We start from the raw sequence: 20,302 nt of genomic DNA, 5'->3' as shown, positions 1-20,302 counted from the left end.
TATTTCCGATTTTCTTGGAGGAAGCGCGGCAATGTCAGGCGCTGACGGATATTCTGTACTCTTTGAACCGGTTCAAATTGGGCCAGTGACGGCTCGAAACCGGTTCTACCAAGTGCCCCACTGCAACGGCATGGGGCACTTGCGACCGCAGGCCGAGGCTGCCATGCGGGCAATGAAGGCCGAGGGTGGTTGGGCCGTCGTCTCCAACCAGGAGACGGAAATTCACCCGACTTCTGACCTGTCCCCGTTTGCCGAAAACCGACTTTGGGATGAGCGGGATATCCCGGCGCTGCGCCTGATGACCGAGGCGGTGCATGGAAAGGGGTCTTTGGCGGCTATTGAATTGGCGCATAACGGTCACCACGCGCAAAATCATCTGAGCCGGGCCCCTTTGCTGGCGCCTTCAGAACTTGCCTTGCAAACTGCTTATCCCAAGCAAGCCAGGGCGATGGATAAGGCGGACATTCGCGAATTTCGCAAGTGGCATCGCGCAGCGGCTCGCCGTTCGCGCGAAGCCGGGTTCGACATCGTGTATGTATATGCCGGGCATCACATGACCTTGCCTCATCATTTCCTGCTGCCACAGTTCAATGATCGAACGGATGAGTATGGAGGTTCACTGGAGAACCGGGTGCGGCTAACCCGCGAGCTTCTTGAAGAAACCAAGGAAGAGGTTGGAGACGATTGCGCCATTGCCCTGCGATTTGCGGTTGACGAAATGCTCGGGGCAGACGGCATGCAAGCGCAGGAAGAAGGCCGTGCTGTAGTCGAGTTGCTGGCCGAGCTTCCTGACCTTTGGGATGTTAACGTGGCAGATTGGAGCAACGACTCTGCAACTACCCGGTTCGAGCCCCGCGACGGCTTTCAAACCTCATATATCGAATTCGTGAAACAGGTGACTTCCAAACCTGTTGTTGGCGTCGGGCGTCTTACGTCGCCGGATTTGATGGCGTCACTGGTCAGGAAAGGCATTCTTGATTTTATCGGCGCGGCGAGGCCATCCATCGCTGATCCGTTTCTGCCCAACAAAATCAAGGAAGGTCGCATCGAAGAAATCCGTGAGTGCATCGGTTGCAATATCTGTGTTTCATCCGACTCTCTCGGTGTCCCCGTACGCTGCACACAAAACCCGACCATGGGCGAAGAGTGGCGGCGGAAATGGCATCCAGAGTTCATTGAGCGTCGGGGGAAAGAGAAAACTGCGCTCGTTGTGGGCAGCGGACCAGCCGGACTTGAATGCGCCATGCAATTGGCGCGGCGGGGATACGAGGTAACTCTGGCGGAAGCCAAGCAAGAGCTTGGCGGCCGTGTCTTGCAGGAGTCTGGTCTGACCGGGCTGTCCGCTTGGAAACGCGTCACAGATCACAGGATTTATGACCTTAGGCAAAGAGGGAACGTTCAACTGTTCACCGACAGCCTGTTGTCAGCAACCGAGGTTGTCGAGCTGGCTATTCCGAACGTCTTTGTCGCAACTGGCGCAAAATGGCGACGAGACGGGCGCGGGAAATCTGGATTTCACGGCGTATCAATAAGCGCCGGCGCTCAGGTATTTACGCCGGATGACATCATGTCAGGGACACTGCCGGGGAGCGGTCCGGTTTTGGTCTACGATGATGAACAGGCATATCTCGGTGGTGTATTGGCGGATCATCTGGCTCGGGCTGGACATGAGGTCGTCTTTGTAACCCCGGCTTCAATGGTTTCGCCGTTTACTGAACTAACGCTGGAACAAACTCGAGTACAACGCAGTCTTCTGGAGGGCGGCGTTCAACTGGTCCTGTCTCATACATTGGACAACGTGGCGCCGGGGCAGGCGACCGTGCGATGTGCGTACACGGGGCAAGAACAGACCAAAGAATGTGGTTCAGTTGTGTTGGTGACGCAGCGCGCGCGCGAAACCAACCTCTACGATGAGCTGCGCAGCTTGGCCAACAACCCGCTGACAACGCTGGAATTGATCGGAGATGCAGCAAACCCCGGCTTGATCGCGGACGCAGTATATTCGGGTCACATGGCTGCTCGGAATTTTGAACGCGAGGCGGGCGAAATTGACCGCGAATTTTTTCGTCGGGAACTCGTTTCCCTTGAACTTGTATGAGGTGCGCCATGCCAAAAGATGATTTGCAAGTTATGCGCGACTTGATGGGCTCGCAACGTGAAGGGTTCGCCTTGCCTCGTCACTTCTACACGTCTCAAGCCGTATACGAGAACGATATCAGTGCGTTCTGGAACCGAAACTGGATCTGGGTCGGCCATGTTAGCCAGGTCCCTGAGCCGGGTGATTATTTCCTGTTCGACTATGGACCCGAGTCCATCATTATCGTTCGGGATCGTGAGGGCGAAGTGCGCGGGCATCTGAACGTATGCCGCCATCGTGGATCGCGGGTTTGCATCGAACGGAAAGGCAAAGCCCGCAACTTCATATGTCCGTATCACGCGTGGACTTTCGACTTGAACGGCAAACTGCGGAACGGTCGATCAATGGGATCGGATTTTGATCCGGGCCAGTATGGGTTGTTCCCGGTTCAGGTGAAGATATACCAAGGTCTTATATTCGTCTGTGCAGCCGCGAATGCACCACCTCTGGATGCCGCGCTGGAGCGACTCACTCCACTTTCAAAGCCGTTTGACTTTGAAAATCTGAAGGTCGCTCATGAAGCCTCGTATCCGGTTCCCGCGAACTGGAAACTGGCCTTGGAAAACTATCTGGAATGCTATCACTGCGCCCCGTCTCATCAGGACTATTCGCGCAGTCACTCGTTGAAAGATCCTGCTCAAGTTCTTGAGTTCAGCGGCGCTCTTCGCGAGCGGATGGACGAAGTCGGAGTTCCCTTGGAGGAGTTGGACCTGACCGGAGAAAACGCGCTCGCGCCGGGTGCAGATGTCTATTGGCGGCGCTACCCGCTGTTTCCTGGGTATTTGACGGGCAGCAAGGATGGTACGCCTTTGGCTCCCGCTCTGGGAGAGCTAAAGGGTCACGACGGCGGTGCCACCGATCTGGGGATCGGGACTTTGAACTACTTCCTTGTTTATGCAGATCACATGGTTGGCTACCGGTTCGTTCCGCGCGCTCTGCAGGAAACGGATATTCAGATCGTCTGGTATGTGCGCGGCGATGCTCGAGAGGGTCGTGACTACGATAAGGATGCGTTGACATGGCTCTGGCATGTCACGTCGCTCGATGATGAGCGGATCATCCGTAACAATCAGGAAGGCGTGAACTCCCACCATTTCGTGCCGGGACCGCTGTCCGAGATGGAGTGGAGCATTCCTGGTTTCTATCGCAACTACTTCAGCATGATCTGACACGCTCAGAATTCGGAGAAACACCATGACAGAGTTAACGAAGCGCAGATCAAGACGGCGCGGGGGCGGGCGTGAGGCACGTGCTGCCGTGCGAACCAGCAATGTCGCTTCACAGGCAATCTGGCCGGGGATTGCCGGAGGAAGATACAAGCCCCTTTCAGACGCTGACATTGCGCGCATTCATGAAGCCGCCCTGAGTATTCTGGAGCGTACGGGCGTCGGTGATCCAACACAGGAAGTTCTTGATCTCGTGCTGCCCAAAGGGGCGACGGTGAACGAGCACGGCAGGCTATGCTTTCCTCGGGCCTTGATGGAAGACCTGTTGGCCAAGACCGCAAGCGAATTCTATGTCCATGCACGCGGATCTCGGGCTGGAAAGGACGATATGCACTGCACCAAGGACAAGGTGTATTACGCAAATTCCGGTACGGCGGTGACAACGTTTGACGCGGAAACGCGCAGTTACCGACCATCAACGCTCAAGGATATCTACGATTTCACCCGACTTGTAGACCGGCTCGACAACATTCACATGACCGGTGATACGGTTCTGGCAACGGATGTCCCGCAGGACTACGAGCATGACATGAGCATGCTATACGCCATTCTGGCGGGAAGCGAGAAACCGTCCTGCCTGACATTCCGCACGCGCGAACACATAAAAGACGCCATTCATATGTTCGATTTGGCATCGGGCGGGGAGGGAAAGTTCCTTGAAAAGCCTTCGGTGATTTTTGGAGGCTGTCCCATCGTCTCACCGCTTCGGTTCGGGCGGGAAAACCTGGAAATCCTGATTGATACTGCAAAAATGGGCCTTGTCTGCGACCTTGCCGTTCCGCCACAAGCCGGAGCCACGTCACCAGCGCCATTGGCCGGCACGCTGGCGCAGGCGGTGGCCGAGACCCTTTCCTGCGTGGCCGTTGCCAACCTGATCAACCCAGGAACACCTGTCGTCTTTGCGGCTTGGCCGTTCATTACTGATCTGCGCACTGGATCGTTTACTGGCGGAAGTGGCGAGCAGGCTTTGATTTCAGCCGCTGCTATTCAGATGGGCAACTTCTACAACCTACCAACCAGCGTCGGATGTGGAATGACGGATTCCAAAATCCCCGATGCGCAATATGGGCTGGAAAAAGCGCTTACCTTCGCTTTGGCGGCCCATGCGGGAGCAAACCGGTTGTGCGAGTTTGGTGGAATGCTCGGCAGCCTGATGGGCTGTAGCTTTGAGTCAATGGTGATCGACAACGAGGCAGCGGGCATGATCTCTCGAACACTGCGCGGGATCGAGGTGAGTGACGATACGCTTTCGGTCGACGTCATCCATGAATGCGCAATAGATCCCGGTCATTTCCTTGGTAATGCGCAGACCTTGCAATACATGGAGACCGAGTATGTCTACCCAACCTTGATGGATCGGGAGCTTACCGACACTTGGGAGAAGGCAGGCCGTCAGGATATGTTCGAGCGGAGCAGGTCGGTTGTGAACGATATCCTATCCAATCACTACCCGAACTACTTTGGCAGCAAGGCTGATGAAGAGGTTCGATCCAAGTTTCCGATCAAGTTGCCGCCTGAAGAAATGCGGGCTGGGTGAGCGTAGCAGGTCGCGGTAGGGGCTCGCCACTTGCAAGGTTGCGAGGCCACCCCGAAGCCATTCCTAAGTTCTCAACGCATTCTGGCGCGTCAGGTCCTCGGTCGCCAGCCGGATGCCCTTTTCAAGGATGTCGAACATCTGGTTCAACTCGTCTTCCGAAATGATCAACGGCGGAGAAAACACACACATATTGATGATTGGCCGCAGGATCAGTCCGTTCTCCTGACAATGATGATCGATCAATGCGCCAACTGATTTATCAAGATCCAGCAAGTTATCGGCTTTGGCGTCCGCAACACACTCAACGCATCCAACCAGCCCCATACCGCGGGCATCACCGACGAGCGGCAATTCAGCTAGGGCCTGAAGGCGTTCTGCGAACAGCGGCGTGATCGCGCGGACATGCTCAAGAACGCCGTCACGCTCCATGATTTCGATCGTCTTCAAACCGGCCGCCGCGCTTACTGGGTGGCCCGAATAGGTGAAGCCATTAGAAAAGGTAGCGTCCTGGGCGTGTTCGCCGCTTATTTCTGCTATCAGCCGATCAGAAATGATGCAGGCCCCCATCGGCACATACCCTGAAGTCATTCCCTTGGCGCAGGTGATGATATCCGGCTGAATACCGAAGACGGCTTCGGACGCAAACCAATGCCCAAGCCGTCCGAACCCAGTCACAACCTCGTCCGAGATATACAGGACATCGTACTTTCGGCAGATTTCCAGACAGCGCAGATGATATCCCGGTGGAGGTACGATGACACCTCCAGAGCACAAGATCGGTTCAGCGATGAAAGCTGCGACCTTGTCTGCTCCGGTCTGCAGGATCATGTTTTCCAGATCCGCTATTTTTTCGTCCAGAAAGTCGTCGACTGTCTGCTCGGGGCGACGCGTATAAGGATTCACATTCGGCAGGAAGCGCGTCAGGTGACTTGCCTGGTCCAGCCAACCTTTGTCTCGCTCTTTTCCGGACACTGAGGCCGCCAGGTAGGTCGATCCGTGATAGGCTTTCTGCCGCGATATCACGATCTTCTTTTCAGGCTTGCCCAGAAGGTTGTTGCGAAACTGCACAAACCGAAGAGCGGAATCCACGGCGGTTGAGCCACCTGTCGTGAAGAACACATGGTTCAGGTCGCCCGGCGTCCTCTTGGCGATCTCATGCGCCAACCGGGCGGGGGCTGAGTTGGCATTGTTGAAGGGCGAAAAATACGCCATCTCTTTCGCCTGCTGGGCCATGGCATCGGCAATTTCAGTGTTTCCATAGCCCAATTGCATACACCACATGCCAGCAGGGCCGTCTATTAGGCGCTTTCCGTCCTCAGTGAAGACGTGAACGCCCAGGCCGCTTTCTGCAAAGGTGCGTGCGTTTTGGCCCAAACATGACATTCCCTCCCACGGGTGCAGGAAATGTTCGTTATCCCACTCGCGAATGGACCGAAAGTCAGAGTTGGAAAGGGTCATGCAGCGTCTCGATGAAATGGAAATCACAAAATGAACAAACATTTATTCAATGTCAATTCTTGAACTTTCGCTCTGCTAAATGCGAGAAGACAAAGGGCGACCACCCAGCGGAGGACAAACAAGATTACTCTCGAGCCTGATATCCCAACCAATGCCCGTGATCTGGGTAAGCTGCAGAACCGAAAGCAGTTGATCCAAGCGGCTGCAGAGGCCATCTATAAGTACGGAATTCGCGGCACAACCTCGGCGAGAATACAAGAGTTGTCGGGACTGTCGCAAGGGATGGTAAACCTACACTTTGGCTCCAAAGAAAAGCTTCTGCTTGCGGTGGCTGAGGAATTGTCAGTCCGCTACGCGGAGCAGTGGAAGGTCATCGCAGCCAATCCCGAGTTGGACCCGGCAGACAAGTTAATCTCTTTCATTAAGGCAGACTTCGATCCCTTGGTCCTAAATGCACGGGACGTCGCAATTTGGTTTTCCTTCCGGGCCGAAGCGCTCTCGAACCCGAAGGTATTTCCTTTCATCGACTCGCGAGACAAAGGTTTCAGGGCGGCGATACTGGAGCTGTTGGAGCAAATAAAGGTTGAAGGCCAGTACGATGACGTAGACGCCAATCTTGCAACAGACGCATTGGTTGCTTTGCTGGAAGGGCTCTGGACCGACTACCACTTGCACTCAGAGATCTTCAAACCTTCGGAGGCTTTGAGGATCTGCCTGTTTGTACTGCAATCGATGTTTCCAAAACACTTTAGCAACCAAAAGATCTAAGGATGAAGGTGGCTTTTGAAAATAGGAACCTACCGAGGTCAATCCCTAATCCGTCCGTGTCTCGTGAATGAATCGCCGCAAGTCATTATTCATTGGTTGGGCCCATAAGACGCACATGAGCAATGCAAAACACCAAATAGCAGCGCGCCGATGATCAGCGAACTAGCCGAAGCTTCCAACCCGCGGCCGCGCGCGATCAGCAAAATTCCAATAACAAAGTCAGTAAAAATCCCCAGATGATAATATGAGCTGCGCCGGCATCTTCAATCCCACCGGTTATGACCGTTTTCACAACAACGACATCAGCGTCGGCATATGTAGCAAGAAGTCTCATGGTTGGGGGCAGGACCGCCAAACTGGCACCAACCTCATTGGCTGCTCCTAACGGTGTCGGACGTTCGTCAGAACTGCCGCTATGACCGGGTCACGGACAAAGTTCTAGGATTCTTCAAACAGATCGGTCATCCGTAGGATTGCGCTACACGGCCGTCGAGAGTGGGAAGGAGTACTTTTCTTCTCTTCCGAAAGTGTCGTGACTCAATTCAAGGCCTCCCTACATGCTGAGAAGGCCGTTTCGGCTCACCGGTGTCCAGAAACCCTCCGGTGGAGCCTTTTTGTGTGTCCGACGGTATCGTTCACAAAACTAGGTTGCTGGATGCTCGGGTGCGTCACCCAAAGCCAGTAGTAAAAGGATGGCCAAAAGCGGTGATCCAACCAGACCGATCAGGAACCAGATCAAACCGGATCGGTTGCGCCGCCCCGCCATCGTGATCGGCAGGATATAAAGCCAGATCACGCCAACCAGCAAGGCTAGCATAAATATCAGTTGGATAACTGGTGCGTCCATCAAATTTCGCCTTTCGTATCTTGACGCCATGTAAAACACGGCTGATCAAGTTTGACAGACGGTGGCCCGAATGTGCTCTTGGGCAAAAAATAACTCCCGACATTGGTCTCGGGCGTCCTGGCACTCTCCCGGTGGCTTCCTTGGCGATTAAACGGTGTAGTCCCAATGGTTAGAGCGTTCCGGAGCGCACAGTGGCAAGGTCGGGAATGCGGACAAATTTTCTGTGCGTTGAGGGAACTCTCTAAGTCTAGCCAAAATCGGCAGATTGGCCAAATATCAGTGATTTTCTACCAAAACGTTTAACTGTTGGTCGGTTGACTAAGAGAAAAGACCTCTTTCCGATCTCAACCGCCAATCTCGCTCCAAGCTTCACCCGTAGCAGTGCTGGGCTGAGTGATAGCTAGTATAGTGTGCAGTGTGACGGCGGACTCCTTGACTTTCACACTCTACTCAAAATCCTTGCAGTCAATGAGGGAGAGAGTTTGTGCAAGCTGAGGGATTTGTCAAAGGGCGGCCGATTGACCTGGCAGTTTTGGACTACGGGCTGTTCAAGGTTCATTCCACGGGTCGCATCATTGGGATCTGCGGCTTTCTGATCCGGACGGATCTGGGAGAAGCCATACTCATCGACACCGGGTTTCCCGAAAAATATGCGACCGATACCGAAGCCGCGGTCAAAGAAGATCTTTTGTACGAGTTTGGCGAAGTCCTAAAATGTGAACCGGAAAATCTGCCACGCGCGCAACTGGCAAAGCTCGGTCTCATTCCATCAGACATTACGTTGCAGATTTGTACCCACACTCATATCGACCATATCGGGGGATTGGGCGACTTTCCGAGCACTCCGATACTGATCTCTTCCGTGGAGCGGGCTCTGCCTCGTCCATTGTATTGGGGCGGTGTGCAGCCTTTGGAGTGGCCCGATCGGGATTACTTTTTGATTGATGGCGACGTAGAGATTGGACCAGGTATTCTGGTAATGGCGGCACCCGGTCATGCACCAGGCCAGATCGCCCTGATGGTCGATCTTCCCTCGGGTCCGGTTTTGCTCACCAGTGACGCGATATCCCGACCGTCAGAAATCGATGAGAAATTTGCAGGGTCATGGGACGAAGAAGCCGCGATTGCCAGCGCAGACAGGTTGATGCGTCTAGCATCCGAGCGAAACGCCTTTGTGATCTATGGGCATTGTCCAAATCAATGGCCAGTTCTGAAGAAAGCACCAGAGGTCTACCGTTGACCCCAACCGGTGGTCCACCTTTCCCGAAATCGATTGATCTTCCTGAAAACTACCTGACGTCCCGCCCTTGATTCAGAATGATTACATTTCCGCTGGAAACGTCACCGGCCGGTGAAATGAGAAAACTGACCCAAGAGGCGACTTGCTCGGGCTGCATCGCATGACCATGCGGCATGGCGCCAACGGCTTTCTCCAAGACTTCCTCAGACAAGACATTGAACAAGGGCGTCTCGGTCATGGCTGGCGCCAGCGAGTTCACACAGATTTTTTCCTTTGCGTATCGACGGGCTAGGTCTTTCGTAAGGGTATCCATCGCCGCCTTTGATGCCCGGTAGTGCGGAGGGTCAAATACATCGAAATTGTAAGCTCCGTTTGATGAGATATTCACAATCTTTTTGACGCCCTCGCGTTCCAACATCAATCGGACAGCCTGCTGGCAACAATGGAACGCAGAGTTGAAATTGATTGCCATCTGCCTTTCCAGTTCCTCGGGCGGTATATGCGGGAAGTCGGACATGAAGCAGGTGCCAGCGTTGTTTACCAAAGCATCGAGGCCGCCATAAGCTGACTTTATGCCATCAAACGTCTGCGCGATTGCAACTGGATCCGTCAAGTCAACGCAGAATTGTGTGAAATTTGAACCTAACTCTGCCGCCAGTTCATCCAAGCCCTCCTCGTTGAGGTCCAGTCCAAGGACGTGGAACTCACATGTCCGCAATTGGCGGCAGATAGCCTGTCCCATCCCTCCCGCGGCACCAGTCACAACGGCTGTTTTCATAGTAACTCCTCGAACCCTGGCGAAACAGTGGATATCTTGAACTACAGAAGGAAACCCGCAACGCAGGTTTCTGCAAGTATGGATAGTCAATCTCTCAAAAAATTCGGTGAGCGTCTGGTTTGGGCTCGGAGTTAGACCTTGCGATGTCATTCCACCGCGCTTTGGCGCCGGATGTGCCTTTCGACGTTGCAACTGAAGCAAACGGCAGCATGGTCCGCAAAGCAGACGTTCAAACAAGTTGCAGCGAATGACCGGTTTGAGCCCACTTTGACTGATGCTGATCGATGCCCCAATGACAGCAATGCGCAGAAAGTGGACTGTGCAAAGCACAGCAGACGGCTCAAACCGGGCATTCCTTCTAATAGCGGCGTATGCGGCTATGAGCAGGAACTAGACTTCACGGTTGCGCCCCGACGACTTGTATCCTCATGACGCTTCTTTTGTATCGTTTGATTGATCGTCCTTGATCGGTAGGATGGGTAAACCTTCAAAACTAATCCGGGGTCAAAAATGTATAGGTATGTGCTGACAATACTGGCTTTGTGTTGTGCAAGCTTACTTCATGCCGCCGGTATGGAGCGGTGGGGTGAATCCGGGGACTGGACAATCCTGATTGATCCCGAAAAGGGCAATGGTTGTCTCGCGTGGAAGCCCTTTGAAAATGAAATGACTGTTGAAATAGGCGCGGCGCCCAATCAGGCCGGTGGTTTTTTTGCCGCCTTTAATCCGGCCTGGGTTCAGATCGAGGACGGCGCGAAGGGCATCGTGAAGTTCGATTTTGGTGATGCGCAATTCGAAGGCGAGGCAATTGGTGTCTTCAAGAATGGCGTACCCGGCGGTTACGCCTTTTTCGACAACCCGGCTTTTGTAACCGAGTTTGGAAAACGCCAAAGCGTTACGATTATAGGTGAAAGTGGGGCCGAGGTGGAACTCGATCTCAGCGGGTCTGCAAAAGCAATCGAAGCGGTTCTGGCGTGTCAGGCCGAACAGCCGGAACCACTGAAGAACTAAGTAGCTTCCAATTATTGCAATTGATTGATGTCCGGCACACAAGGTTGCCTGTTGGTAGGCATAGCATCAGCGCCTTCTGGAGCCTTGTTTCTGGACCCGCCCACATCCAGCTTGAACTTTGGCGACGAAAGCCGACCCGTTACATCAAATGGCCAAGCGCTCCGGGATAGGGGTTCGCCGACGCGACGAGGCTCCGCTCTTAATGCGATGCTATCGTTCAGCCAGTCCACTTGCCCCCTGGCCACCAATTGAACCGATCCTGTTTCGATGACGATGGAGTTTGAACTGACACGCCCGGCTTGGATATCAACCGGGGCGACCACGCAAGTGATGTCGGTATAGCCTTGTCGGAACTCTTCTGAAAAGAGCCAGGGGAAAATACCCAGCCCGGCCAACTCTAGTAGACTGGTACTAATGTAACCTTGCGACATCGACAACGACGCATTGCCACGCATCGAATTGACGAAGGCCTTGCCCGAGGCGGTACTGCCAGAAACGTTGAACTCACCGCTCAAACGTCCATAGGCCTCAATACCAATGCCCAACTCATCCAAGATTTCGCCGAATTCCCATCCCGAGGTCGATCCCGACAATGAAAGCCAATCCGGAGAGTCAATCAGATCCATGACCGCCCGCAGGCTGAAGTTTCCGCCACCATAAGCCATCTGAAGAGGCCCGAAATCCACGGTTCCGTCTTTGGCAGACAATTGGCTTGAAACAGACGTTACGCCTTGCTGGCCTACAATCTCTTTGAATTCGATCTGTACCTCGACGTCAGCTTCTCGCAGCACGCGCTGCACATCCAGAAGATCGGCAGGTTTCCCTTTTTCCTTTGGCAATACCAAGGGCTGGACGTCTGTCTCCTTCGGTAAAACCAAAGGTTGAACTTCGGCTTCAGGTTCCTTTGTGGCCTCGCCTACCAAGCTTTTCAGTTGGTCCAGCACGGCAGTCAGGTTCTTCAGGTCGTTGAGATCAAGCTTTTCGCTGGTGATGTTGCCCCGAACAACAGTAGCGCCCTCGGGGAAATTTGCGTCCAATGCTGCAAGAAGATGCGAGGACCCGGCTTCGAACTGGATTGCGGCACCAAAGTCCCCGCCCTGTTTGGAGGTTTCCGCATCAATAGCTAGTGCTCCGATCTCGACAGGCTGCAGATCCACTGCGGTCAGAAACTTGGCGCTGTCGTCGATGTCCAGTTCCACGTCGAAATCGAGACCGGAAAGCCCTTTTAGCTCGTTGACAGAAAGTGCGAGATCGAGTGCCCAGAGATCGGTGTCGTAAGTCGTCGCGTTAAACCTGTTGAGTGAAACCGGCCCACCCGCGTTGGATATGTTGAAATCGGCTTTGATGCCGCCGAACTGGTCAACGTAGACTTCATCGAGGTTGGGCAAAATCAACTTGGCGGGCCCGTTTAGCTCCCCATCGAAAGTCACGTCCTGAAGCTGAAGCAGATCGAGGATTTTACCTTCGGCTTTCAGGACAGGCTCTTCAATTGGACCGGCTTGCAGCGCGATGCCCAGCATGGCGAGCCGGCCGTCCGGCATGCGGCGAATGCTTTCGATTGAGGCTGGACCGATTACGTCTAACCCTTGGTCGAATGCATTAGTTTGGAACAGCAACTTCTCGAATTCGAAGGAAGCCAGGGATCCGACCATATACATTTCAAAGCCCGTGAACTTCAATTCCTGGATACTTTTTGCTGCTGGTGGCGGCTGTCCTTCGGGATGAAGTCGCGCGTTGAAAAGCAGATCGACGCCCTGAGCGGTGTAGAGGTCATCTATTGAACCTTCAGCTTCGAGTTTCTGTCCATCTTCCAGGCTTACGGTGGTTGTAAACGCCTCGATCTTCAGAGCGTCCTGAGACACGAGCTCAGCCTGCAACTGGCCATTGCCTTCCAGAACGCGTTCCAGCCCGATGACGTCCAGAAAATCACCGAATTCACCTGTGTCCATCTCCAAGACTGCGCGATAGCCACCCCCTTCATCTACCGAGAAGGGCTCGCCATTGTAGCTTACGGTCATTTCGCCAAAACTGGCGCGTGTCGTAAACGGTGCGGCGTGCGGGTAGTCGCCTTCGATTTCGAAAACCTGACCGTTGACGGAGCCGGAGCCCGAGACCTTTGTTCTTTGTCCATTATCTACTTGTTCGAGCGCGAGGGCCTGAAGGTCAAACACAAATGAGAAGCCCGAGACCTTGTCGTCGATGTTTAACCCGATTGACCTGAAGCTGACGTTCTTGTCGCTCAGGAAGTTCAGAATTCCACTGCTTTCCGTGTCGGTCTTATCGGTACCATCAGCGCTCGCGACGTCTTTTTGATCATCCGCTGATACAGTTTCCTCTGAAGTTGGCTTGGGTGTTGGCTCGCCTTTTCGCCAGCTTGTGGTACCGTCTTCGGCCGTCAGAAGATTTGCTTGGAGGCCTTCCACGACGAGATTGTCAAAGTGCAGGCGCCTGTTGGCCAAAGCGGCGATATCCAGCTCCAGTTCCAGCAGGTTCAATTCCACAAGAGCTGACTCCGGCATTGTCAGGCTCGGGATGACCACACCACCTACGTAAATGTAACTCGTACGGCCAAGCGCGACGCTTACATCATCATGGACAAGAAGTGGCCGACCAATTTGTTCCGAAAGAACTCTTTCCACAAGGTCGCGTCGCATGTCCGAGAACATCGGAGCAGCAAACAACAACCAAACAAACGCAACTGCTGCGAAAGCGAGAAGTGCAACAAGCCCAATTACCCTAAATAGCCAAACCCTCATGCGCTCCCCTATCGCCGCTTTCGCCGTTCAGTCTCTCACAAGCAGATATTCGGCCCACCTAACTGAACGCCCCTTCTAAACCATATTCAGGTCAGTTGGGCCGTGTCACTATTCGTCTTTGATAGCCCCGCCAGTCGCTATTATTCTTCCCATCAGTACGCTTGCCCTATTGGTCGTAGCCTCTTTGGAAGACTGAATTGGTCCAAAAGTCTGAACGTCATCGACCTCCAAAGTAAACGCAGCCTTCATGAGAACGGGACCATCAACAACCAGCATTTCTTTCTGCGTCGGGTCGATCCTGATTTGCCCAGTTACAGCGATGGGCTCGTAAAGCGTCGATGGCGTCCATGAGTCACTTAGGTGCAAACGCACCATCTGGTTTGGTGGTGGAGGCGGCACGTGGCTACACATTCCACGTTCCGGCACGATATATGCCATTTGGGAGCCATCTTCGTCGCGGGGTGCCGGGATCACAAATCCGCCCAACGAAACGTTCGCACCATCGATGTCGACATTGGCGGCCGTGCCCGCCTTTTCACGTCTTTCCATCACAACCCAGCGTTGGGAAATCAGCCAGTTCGCATCAATGCCTTCCTCAGCAAGGGTTGCTTCGGTCGTCTCGATATCCAGTTGAAGCTGGTCCAGCTGTTCTGGCGTGGCCCCGACTTTTTCTAGTAGTGCTTGCAACCTGACCAATTTACGAAGCGCGTTAAGCTGTTTGTCAGTCAATTCAACGAAAGGATCTTCGTAGTCCTGAGCGGATTCAACGATCAGGTCTGACCACTCAACACGATTACCTTCCGAATGAGCCGGCAATGCCAAAAAGCATGTAGTTATTACTGCAAAGGAAAGACGCATTGTCATATGCTCCTCAATTGTCCGCAAAGCAGCTCCCATTGCCACTGGCTTTGACGGGTCATCATTCAGTTGCACCGGATTCCTGCGCGAGCAGGACGCGTGCTCACGAAAGGGTAGCAAGCGCAAAAAATACAAGAAGGGCTTTTTCCATCGCTAGGTCTGGTGTCCGGGTTTTGACCTTGGGCCGGGGTTCACAGAAAGATCGCCCCGGCCAGCGTCAGGGCAAACGAGGTAATTCTTGCCCTGAAACACCGTACCTTAGTCTAGTTGAGAAGATCACCGACGATGCCGACAGCATCAACAACGGTAGAGAGGTCATTCGTAACTTCGAGGACTTCACCATCGACCTGAATGTAGCGGTTTCCATTGCCCGGCTCCTTCAGCTTCCATTTGGAAAGGTCCCCGATTTCTTCGAACTCCAGGTCAGATGGGAGCTTGGCACCGCGCGTGTAGCGCTTGATCTGGCCAGGTGGCACAGCCTTTGGGCCTTTGCCGGGTTTGTCTTCGATCTGAATGCTGACATCTCCGTCCTTGCCGCCCTTGTTCGGCTTCTTACCCTTGTTGTCTTTGGCATAAGCATCGCTGCCTCCAAGGATGAAAAACACAACTGTTAAGGCTGCGAGAATTCCGTACACGATCTTCATAGACTGTTCCTTTGCTTCCTAACTTCATTCGACCGGAGTTGAAAATTCCGGCACGCGCTTCAGGGCTTCAACCCTGTCCGCGCTCGTCATCAGTTCGATGAACCTGTAGTCTTTTAGCACCCCTTGGCTCAGACGCGAAAAATACATGGCCTGCACCATGCCTGGATCGTCCGGTAAACGGACGGTGATGTAGTTCTTGCCATCTGCCAGTCCCAAAAACAGCTTATCATCTCACCGCCCATTGCGGCGAGTGCAGCGCCCATGTCCTTTCCCCGGTCGGTCGGGTTGTCGATCATGGTTTGCCAGGCATCGGGGTTTGGTTCCCCGATCCCCAGATAGTATCGGCTTTGGGTTTGTTCCGTTGCTGCTCCTTCAACGCCGATCCCAAAAACGCAAAGAGCTACTGCGATTGCCTTGTTCATTGATCGCTCCCCTGTTCAGGATCGACGATGCAAGGCGCAGGTGTCAAATTCCCGCATACTCTGCTCATTCGAGAGTATTCTTGTAGAAGACGCCGTCTTTCATGATCACGCGAATGGTCTCAAACCCTCGATCACGCGCAGGTGCATCAAACCATTTCGGATTTGCGCCAAGAACCGACAGGTCCTCCAGTGGGTTCCCGTCGACAATAAGGATGTCTGCATAGGCCCCTTCTTCGATCACGCCCAGTTTGTTGGGATAAGGGTTCCGCCGCCCTGTCAGCTGTGCCAACTCGCCACCAGTCGAGGTCGCTGCAACCAGGAAAGCATGGTTACCCAGCAATTCCGCGAAATAGCACTTTTCAAAGTCCCGGTGTGCGCGGCCAAACCCAATGGTGGACAGCACGGTGTCGACGTTATGCACGATCTTGGGTTTGTATTTCTTGATGTACTCAATGACGTTTTCTGACCCGACCAGATATTCTTCCAGTTTCGGTTTCACCGTTGGCATCGAGAAATTCGGATGGTCGAGCAGCGCCGGATCCATTCCTGCGACATTCAAGGCCCAGAAGATACCTTAATCTGCAATGCGTTTGACGGTCTCCTCGCTCACCATCTGAGCGTGCTCCAGTGACTTGACGCCTGCGTCCAGAGCCATTGTTACCGTTTCGTCCGTATAGGCGTGGACAGTCACATATGTATCAAAGAAGGACGCAGCCTCGACCGCTGTTGCAATCTCATCAACGTTGTAGGCAACGGACCAAAGCGGATCGAGCTCGGATGACACACCGCCGCCGGCCATCAGTTTCAGGAAACTCGCACCGTGCGCGAAGTTAAGCCGCGATGCCTTTCGGATTTCTTCGGCACCATCAGCAATATAGGACAGGTTGAACGTATTGGCGACGTCGTCCGACCCCATGTTGAAGGTTCGCTGCTCGGGGTTTCGCCAGTCACCATGCCCGGAAGTCGGGCCGATGGCCGCACCTGACGCATAGATACGTGGCCCGTCTACAATCCCCTTGTCGATCAGTTCGCGCAGACCTGATCCCATTCCGCCAGTATCCCGCACCGTGGTGTAACCATCGTAGAGATAGTCGCGGGCATTTTCGGCTGCTGTGGCCCCGATCTGATCCCATTTGGCGGCCTGAAGACCTGAGAAGGATTGCACGAGCCCTGTAGCGTAGAGATGCACGTGACTGTCAATCAATCCCGGCATTAGCGTGCGCCCACCTCCGTCGATAACCGTCGCTTCGGGCGCATCAATACCGTCGGTCGAGACTGTCTTTATGAGATTGCCTTCAACCAGAACATTCGCGTTTTCGATCCGCTCTTCACTAATTCCGTCAAAGATATGCACATTGGTGAACAAGGTTTGCGGGAGCGCGTCCTGCGCCAACGCGCCGCTTGCTGCCAAGGAAACAAATCCGGCGATTGCTGTCAGTGAGGCCAGTGTTTCCACGTGTCAGCACTCCAATTTGTCAAGCTAAGGGGGCGCGGGGTGTCGAGGTAAATTCACCCCGCGCGACACTCAATCGAGTGTATTTTTGTAGATCACGCCGTCTTTCATGATCAGGTCGATGTTGTTGGTGTAGTCGACCAGGATCTCGGCATCTTCGACCGGGTTTCCTTCAACAAGCAGCAGGTCGGCGTATGCGCCCTGTTCGATCACACCCAGCGGGCCTGCTGTGTAGGGGTTGAGTTTTCCTGAAAGCGCCAGAAGTGCGGCGGACTTTGACGTGGCTTGTTGCAGGATTTCGTGTGAAGTCCATGCCTCCAGCCGGTATTTGAACTCATCGTTTTGCTTGGTCAGCGCGACGGGATCGCCGATGATATCGGTCGAGAACGCAACGTTCTCGATCTCATACTCTTTCAACAGTTTCATCTGGTTGCGCGCACCTGCCTGAACATCAAGGAATTTGGGAGCTGCCGCAGGGCCAAGCGCCTTCTTGACAACTTCCTCATCAAGCCCAAGCAGAGAATAAAACGGGACGATCCAGGCGCCAGAATCCTTGATGGCCTGCGCTGACACTTCAGTCATCAGTTGTCCATGTTCTATGCTGATGACGCCCGCTTCCAGCGACCGCAGGATCGAGTCGTCGTTATACGCGTGGACCATGACATAGGTTCCCCAATCAGCCGCCGCGCGAACCGAAGCCTCCAACTCTTCCGGTAATCCTTGAACGGTGTGCAACGGATCAACCGAAGATGACACACCACCGCCTGCCATTACCTTGATCTGCACAGCGCCCATACGCAGCGCTTCGCGCGTTGCCCGCAGTACTTCGGGCACGCCATCGGCCAAGAACTCGACATGCTGGTTGAAGAAAGACGGCTGCGCCCCCATGAAGTTCGGGTGGGGTTCGGTATAGACCCGATGCTCGCCATGTCCGGAAGTCTGCGAGATGACCGGCCCTGATGCGTAAATCCTTGGCCCTACGGCCTTTCCACGATCAATAGCTTTTTGCAGACCAATTGCCGGGCCACCCGCATCCCGAACGGTTGTAAAACCACGCAGTAGCATTTTCTCGGCTTCAATTGTGGAAACCGCGCCCCAATACATCCAGTCAAAATTGTCCCTCAGGTCCGCGACGGGCTCGGTGATTGCCATATGTACGTGCGCATCGATCAAGCCCGGCATCAGCGTTCGACCTCCACCGTCAATGATCTGGGCATTGGCAACGGCCAGCGGTTCCGACGATACTTCCGCGATCAGATTGTCCACGACCAGAACGTTTGCGTTCTCAATTCGCTGTTCATCGACACCGTTAAATACGTGCACGTTGGTAAATAGGATTGGAAAGCTCTCATCCTGCGCAAAACCTTGGCCCGCGATTGCCAGGCTTGCAGAAAAGGCTGTCGTGGCCACCAGGTGTTTGAATTTCGGTGTCATTGAGGCCCTCCAAATACGAATCAAAGATGTATGTTTCTGAATATGATTTTAGAGTGATTGCCGGATTTTGCCTGACAGTATGGCGGGCTGCGCCAAATTGATTTGGCATTCTGCATGCTTTTGGCGCCTTTTTGTGTGTTTTCTGTCTTTCTGTCGTTACCTTCATGATATTTGAGGGCGACATGGGCGTATTTGAGCAAAACACAAAGAAGGGCTTGCCGCTGGTTCGGGCATCGGTTGCTGCACCTGTCGTAGCTGCTTTGCGTCGTGCCGGTGTTGAACCGGCTGTTGTTCTGGACCCTCTGGGCGTGAGCGAAGCTCAGGTGATGGATCGCCAAAACTTCCTGCCACACGGGACGATTTATAGAATCCATCAAGCCGCTGCTGATGCAACATCACCAGACTTCTGCGCGCAAGTTGGTCAATCAATTGACCTTGTTCGGTTTCTGACTCTCGGTGACATGTTGGCCGAGGCGTTGACGTTGGGCGACTTCTTTACGCGCTACACTCAAGCCGTCTCGAAAGAATCCAACGCGGTCACGCAGTCGCTGCTTGTGGAAGGGGAGCACGCTTATTTCAGTGCTAAGCGGAATTTCAGCATTTCGGTTTCGCCCGGACAGACCGACGCATTTCTGGCGAGCATCTGGGTATCATTGCTGCATCGGGTTCTCGATTTCAGGTGGGACCCGAGCCAGATCATTTTACGGGTAAGCGAACCTGACGTGTTGCCAAAGCACTTTCATGGTGTTCAAGCCATTAAGTGTAGCCCTCAGGGCTTTTCGATCCGGTTTCCTTCACCCTGGCTGAGCCATCAGTTGCTCTCGGAAACATTGGAAAACCCGTCAGACCTGACAAGCGATTTCCTCGACCAGCATGCGCCTCAAGATTTCTTAGCCGGGCTTCAGGGCCTCATCCGGATTCATCTTGGCGAGCCGGGATTTGGTGTTGACGAACTGGCGCGCCTATGCGGTTTCCACCGGGAGACATTGAACAACCGGCTGGCCTCTTATGGGCAATCAGCATCTCAGGTCATATCTGCTGTCAAACTGGAAGAAGCAAAGAAGCTGCTGGGTCCGGTGGGAAAGTCCGTTGGTGAGACCGCACTGCGGCTTGGTTACGCAGACCCCGCTGCGTTTTCGAGGGCCTTCCGTAAATGGTCTGGAATGTCGCCGTCGGGTTTTAAGAAAACGGTAAAAGAACTGGGCTGAAAACCGGCGCCAGTGCGGTCGCATGCAGCTCGCCGTCGTTTCTTCGAGCATAGGATGAGAACACTAGCCGTATAAATCCCAAATTGCGCGCACGTTGTGAAAAACTGGTCGAGCGCCTGCAACACCATTCACGCATGTCCGGTTCTGCAAAAAGCTAGAATTGCAAAGTTCTGGGCTGAACGTCCGGTTTGGGCTGAGACCAGTCATCAGAAAGCAATGAGCCTACGGTAACTTTCTCCGCATTGCGAATGAGCGAAAGCACCTCGGGAGGATTGCAATTCTGGCAACAGATCAAAACAGCGTGGCAATCGCTTTATGAAGCGGACAATTATCCAGATTGTGAGCAGCGCAGTTCCCGTCAGCGCTATCTGGATCTACTTGTCGGACCATGAAGCTTGATGATTGCGGTTTGTGTTCCTCTCGTCTGAGTAATAGACACTTGATGCGGTGTTTTTGGGGAGAGTGGCTGTCCCCCTGAAGTCCCGTGTCGCTTGTGTTTAGCAAATCAAAACCGAGTTGAACGAT

The 20,302-nt window shown here is 53.9% G+C and carries 17 protein-coding genes; 7 read left to right on the top strand and 10 right to left on the bottom strand.

The genetic code is table 11. From position 1 onward, the window contains the following. Window positions 1-31: 31 nt before the first annotated feature. The 3 genes from ACR0LD_RS07355 to ACR0LD_RS07345 are packed head-to-tail and all read left to right on the top strand — an operon-like array spanning window position 32 to window position 4,900. The gene (locus ACR0LD_RS07355) at window positions 32-2,098 is read left to right on the top strand and encodes an oxidoreductase (protein ID WP_480636231.1); all 2,067 of its coding nucleotides are present in this window, start codon (window positions 32-34) and stop codon (window positions 2,096-2,098) included. An 8-nt stretch (window positions 2,099-2,106) separates the two neighbouring features. Then, entirely contained in the window at window positions 2,107-3,306 is a 1,200-nt protein-coding gene (locus ACR0LD_RS07350) for an aromatic ring-hydroxylating oxygenase subunit alpha (RefSeq protein ID WP_170357406.1), read from the top strand. A 25-nt stretch (window positions 3,307-3,331) separates the two neighbouring features. Continuing rightward, complete coding sequence (locus tag ACR0LD_RS07345) at window positions 3,332-4,900, top strand: trimethylamine methyltransferase family protein (RefSeq protein WP_480632848.1); 1,569 nt, start codon at window positions 3,332-3,334, stop codon at window positions 4,898-4,900. Between the two features lie 63 nt (window positions 4,901-4,963). On the opposite strand, the gene ACR0LD_RS07340 is transcribed toward ACR0LD_RS07345, so the two are convergent. Beyond that, window positions 4,964-6,358: an aminotransferase gene (locus ACR0LD_RS07340; protein ID WP_170446014.1), complete on the bottom strand. Its 1,395-nt coding sequence runs from the start codon at window positions 6,356-6,358 to the stop codon at window positions 4,964-4,966. Window positions 6,359-6,547: 189 nt separating this feature from the next. Between ACR0LD_RS07340 and ACR0LD_RS07335 the strand changes: the two genes are divergently transcribed. Continuing rightward, window positions 6,548-7,126, top strand: coding sequence for a TetR/AcrR family transcriptional regulator (locus ACR0LD_RS07335; RefSeq protein ID WP_254428901.1), 579 nt, complete (start codon window positions 6,548-6,550; stop codon window positions 7,124-7,126). Between the two features lie 643 nt (window positions 7,127-7,769). Here ACR0LD_RS07335 and ACR0LD_RS07330 read toward each other — a convergent pair. Next, entirely contained in the window at window positions 7,770-7,973 is a 204-nt protein-coding gene (locus ACR0LD_RS07330) for a hypothetical protein (RefSeq protein ID WP_170389536.1), read from the bottom strand. Between the two features lie 484 nt (window positions 7,974-8,457). Here ACR0LD_RS07330 and ACR0LD_RS07325 point away from each other — a divergent pair, with 484 nt between their 5' ends. Further along, window positions 8,458-9,213 (top strand): N-acyl homoserine lactonase family protein, encoded by a 756-nt coding sequence (locus ACR0LD_RS07325; RefSeq protein ID WP_170371558.1) that lies wholly within the window; start codon window positions 8,458-8,460, stop codon window positions 9,211-9,213. A 49-nt stretch (window positions 9,214-9,262) separates the two neighbouring features. Here ACR0LD_RS07325 and ACR0LD_RS07320 read toward each other — a convergent pair whose 3' ends face one another. Then, window positions 9,263-9,991, bottom strand: a complete 729-nt coding sequence (locus tag ACR0LD_RS07320; protein WP_170357411.1) for an SDR family NAD(P)-dependent oxidoreductase — start codon at window positions 9,989-9,991, stop codon at window positions 9,263-9,265. A gap of 510 nt (window positions 9,992-10,501) precedes the next feature. Here ACR0LD_RS07320 and ACR0LD_RS07315 point away from each other — a divergent pair. Then, entirely contained in the window at window positions 10,502-11,002 is a 501-nt protein-coding gene (locus ACR0LD_RS07315; RefSeq protein ID WP_170357416.1) for a hypothetical protein, read from the top strand. Between the two features lie 11 nt (window positions 11,003-11,013). On the opposite strand, the gene ACR0LD_RS07310 is transcribed toward ACR0LD_RS07315, so the two are convergent. The 7 genes from ACR0LD_RS07310 to ACR0LD_RS07280 form a co-directional block, all read right to left on the bottom strand. Next, window positions 11,014-13,758, bottom strand: a complete 2,745-nt coding sequence (locus ACR0LD_RS07310) for an AsmA family protein (RefSeq protein WP_480636227.1) — start codon at window positions 13,756-13,758, stop codon at window positions 11,014-11,016. 108 nt (window positions 13,759-13,866) lie between these two features. Then, complete coding sequence (locus ACR0LD_RS07305; protein ID WP_480636225.1) at window positions 13,867-14,616, bottom strand: DUF3299 domain-containing protein; 750 nt, start codon at window positions 14,614-14,616, stop codon at window positions 13,867-13,869. A gap of 263 nt (window positions 14,617-14,879) precedes the next feature. Next, a complete protein-coding gene (locus ACR0LD_RS07300) occupies window positions 14,880-15,260 on the bottom strand; it encodes a hypothetical protein (RefSeq protein WP_170366830.1) in 381 nt (126 codons plus the stop codon). Between the two features lie 24 nt (window positions 15,261-15,284). Then, a complete protein-coding gene (locus ACR0LD_RS07295) occupies window positions 15,285-15,476 on the bottom strand; it encodes a hypothetical protein (protein ID WP_480636223.1) in 192 nt (63 codons plus the stop codon). Between the two features lie 270 nt (window positions 15,477-15,746). Then, window positions 15,747-16,226, bottom strand: a complete 480-nt coding sequence (locus tag ACR0LD_RS07290) for a hypothetical protein (protein WP_480636221.1) — start codon at window positions 16,224-16,226, stop codon at window positions 15,747-15,749. Between the two features lie 30 nt (window positions 16,227-16,256). Next, complete coding sequence (locus ACR0LD_RS07285; RefSeq protein ID WP_480636219.1) at window positions 16,257-17,138, bottom strand: amidohydrolase family protein; 882 nt, start codon at window positions 17,136-17,138, stop codon at window positions 16,257-16,259. A 69-nt stretch (window positions 17,139-17,207) separates the two neighbouring features. Then, on the bottom strand, window positions 17,208-18,569 hold the full coding sequence (locus ACR0LD_RS07280; RefSeq protein WP_480636217.1) for a metal-dependent hydrolase family protein: 1,362 nt from the start codon (window positions 18,567-18,569) through the stop codon (window positions 17,208-17,210). 182 nt (window positions 18,570-18,751) lie between these two features. Here ACR0LD_RS07280 and ACR0LD_RS07275 point away from each other — a divergent pair, with 182 nt between their 5' ends. Next, a complete protein-coding gene (locus ACR0LD_RS07275; RefSeq protein WP_480636215.1) occupies window positions 18,752-19,777 on the top strand; it encodes a helix-turn-helix domain-containing protein in 1,026 nt (341 codons plus the stop codon). Window positions 19,778-20,302: the final 525 nt, after the last annotated feature.

Source organism: Ruegeria sp. BF8 (assembly GCF_056538625.1).
Note: the sequence above shows the minus strand (reverse complement) of the source record. Positions and strands in the feature narration are given on the sequence as shown.

Bases quoted from the DNA above. Each gene is read 5' to 3' on its own strand.
- ACR0LD_RS07355 (WP_480636231.1), top strand. From the start codon at position 32: ATGTCAGGCGCTGACGGATATTCTGTACTCTTTGAACCGGTTCAAATT.
- ACR0LD_RS07350 (WP_170357406.1), top strand. From the start codon at position 2,107: ATGCCAAAAGATGATTTGCAAGTTATGCGCGACTTGATGGGCTCGCAA.
- ACR0LD_RS07345 (WP_480632848.1), top strand. From the start codon at position 3,332: ATGACAGAGTTAACGAAGCGCAGATCAAGACGGCGCGGGGGCGGGCGT.
- ACR0LD_RS07340 (WP_170446014.1), bottom strand. From the start codon at position 6,358: ATGACCCTTTCCAACTCTGACTTTCGGTCCATTCGCGAGTGGGATAAC.
- ACR0LD_RS07330 (WP_170389536.1), bottom strand. From the start codon at position 7,973: ATGGACGCACCAGTTATCCAACTGATATTTATGCTAGCCTTGCTGGTT.
- ACR0LD_RS07320 (WP_170357411.1), bottom strand. From the start codon at position 9,991: ATGAAAACAGCCGTTGTGACTGGTGCCGCGGGAGGGATGGGACAGGCT.
- ACR0LD_RS07315 (WP_170357416.1), top strand. From the start codon at position 10,502: ATGTATAGGTATGTGCTGACAATACTGGCTTTGTGTTGTGCAAGCTTA.
- ACR0LD_RS07310 (WP_480636227.1), bottom strand. From the start codon at position 13,758: ATGAGGGTTTGGCTATTTAGGGTAATTGGGCTTGTTGCACTTCTCGCT.
- ACR0LD_RS07305 (WP_480636225.1), bottom strand. From the start codon at position 14,616: ATGCGTCTTTCCTTTGCAGTAATAACTACATGCTTTTTGGCATTGCCG.
- ACR0LD_RS07300 (WP_170366830.1), bottom strand. From the start codon at position 15,260: ATGAAGATCGTGTACGGAATTCTCGCAGCCTTAACAGTTGTGTTTTTC.
- ACR0LD_RS07290 (WP_480636221.1), bottom strand. From the start codon at position 16,226: ATGGATCCGGCGCTGCTCGACCATCCGAATTTCTCGATGCCAACGGTG.
- ACR0LD_RS07280 (WP_480636217.1), bottom strand. From the start codon at position 18,569: ATGACACCGAAATTCAAACACCTGGTGGCCACGACAGCCTTTTCTGCA.
- ACR0LD_RS07275 (WP_480636215.1), top strand. From the start codon at position 18,752: ATGGGCGTATTTGAGCAAAACACAAAGAAGGGCTTGCCGCTGGTTCGG.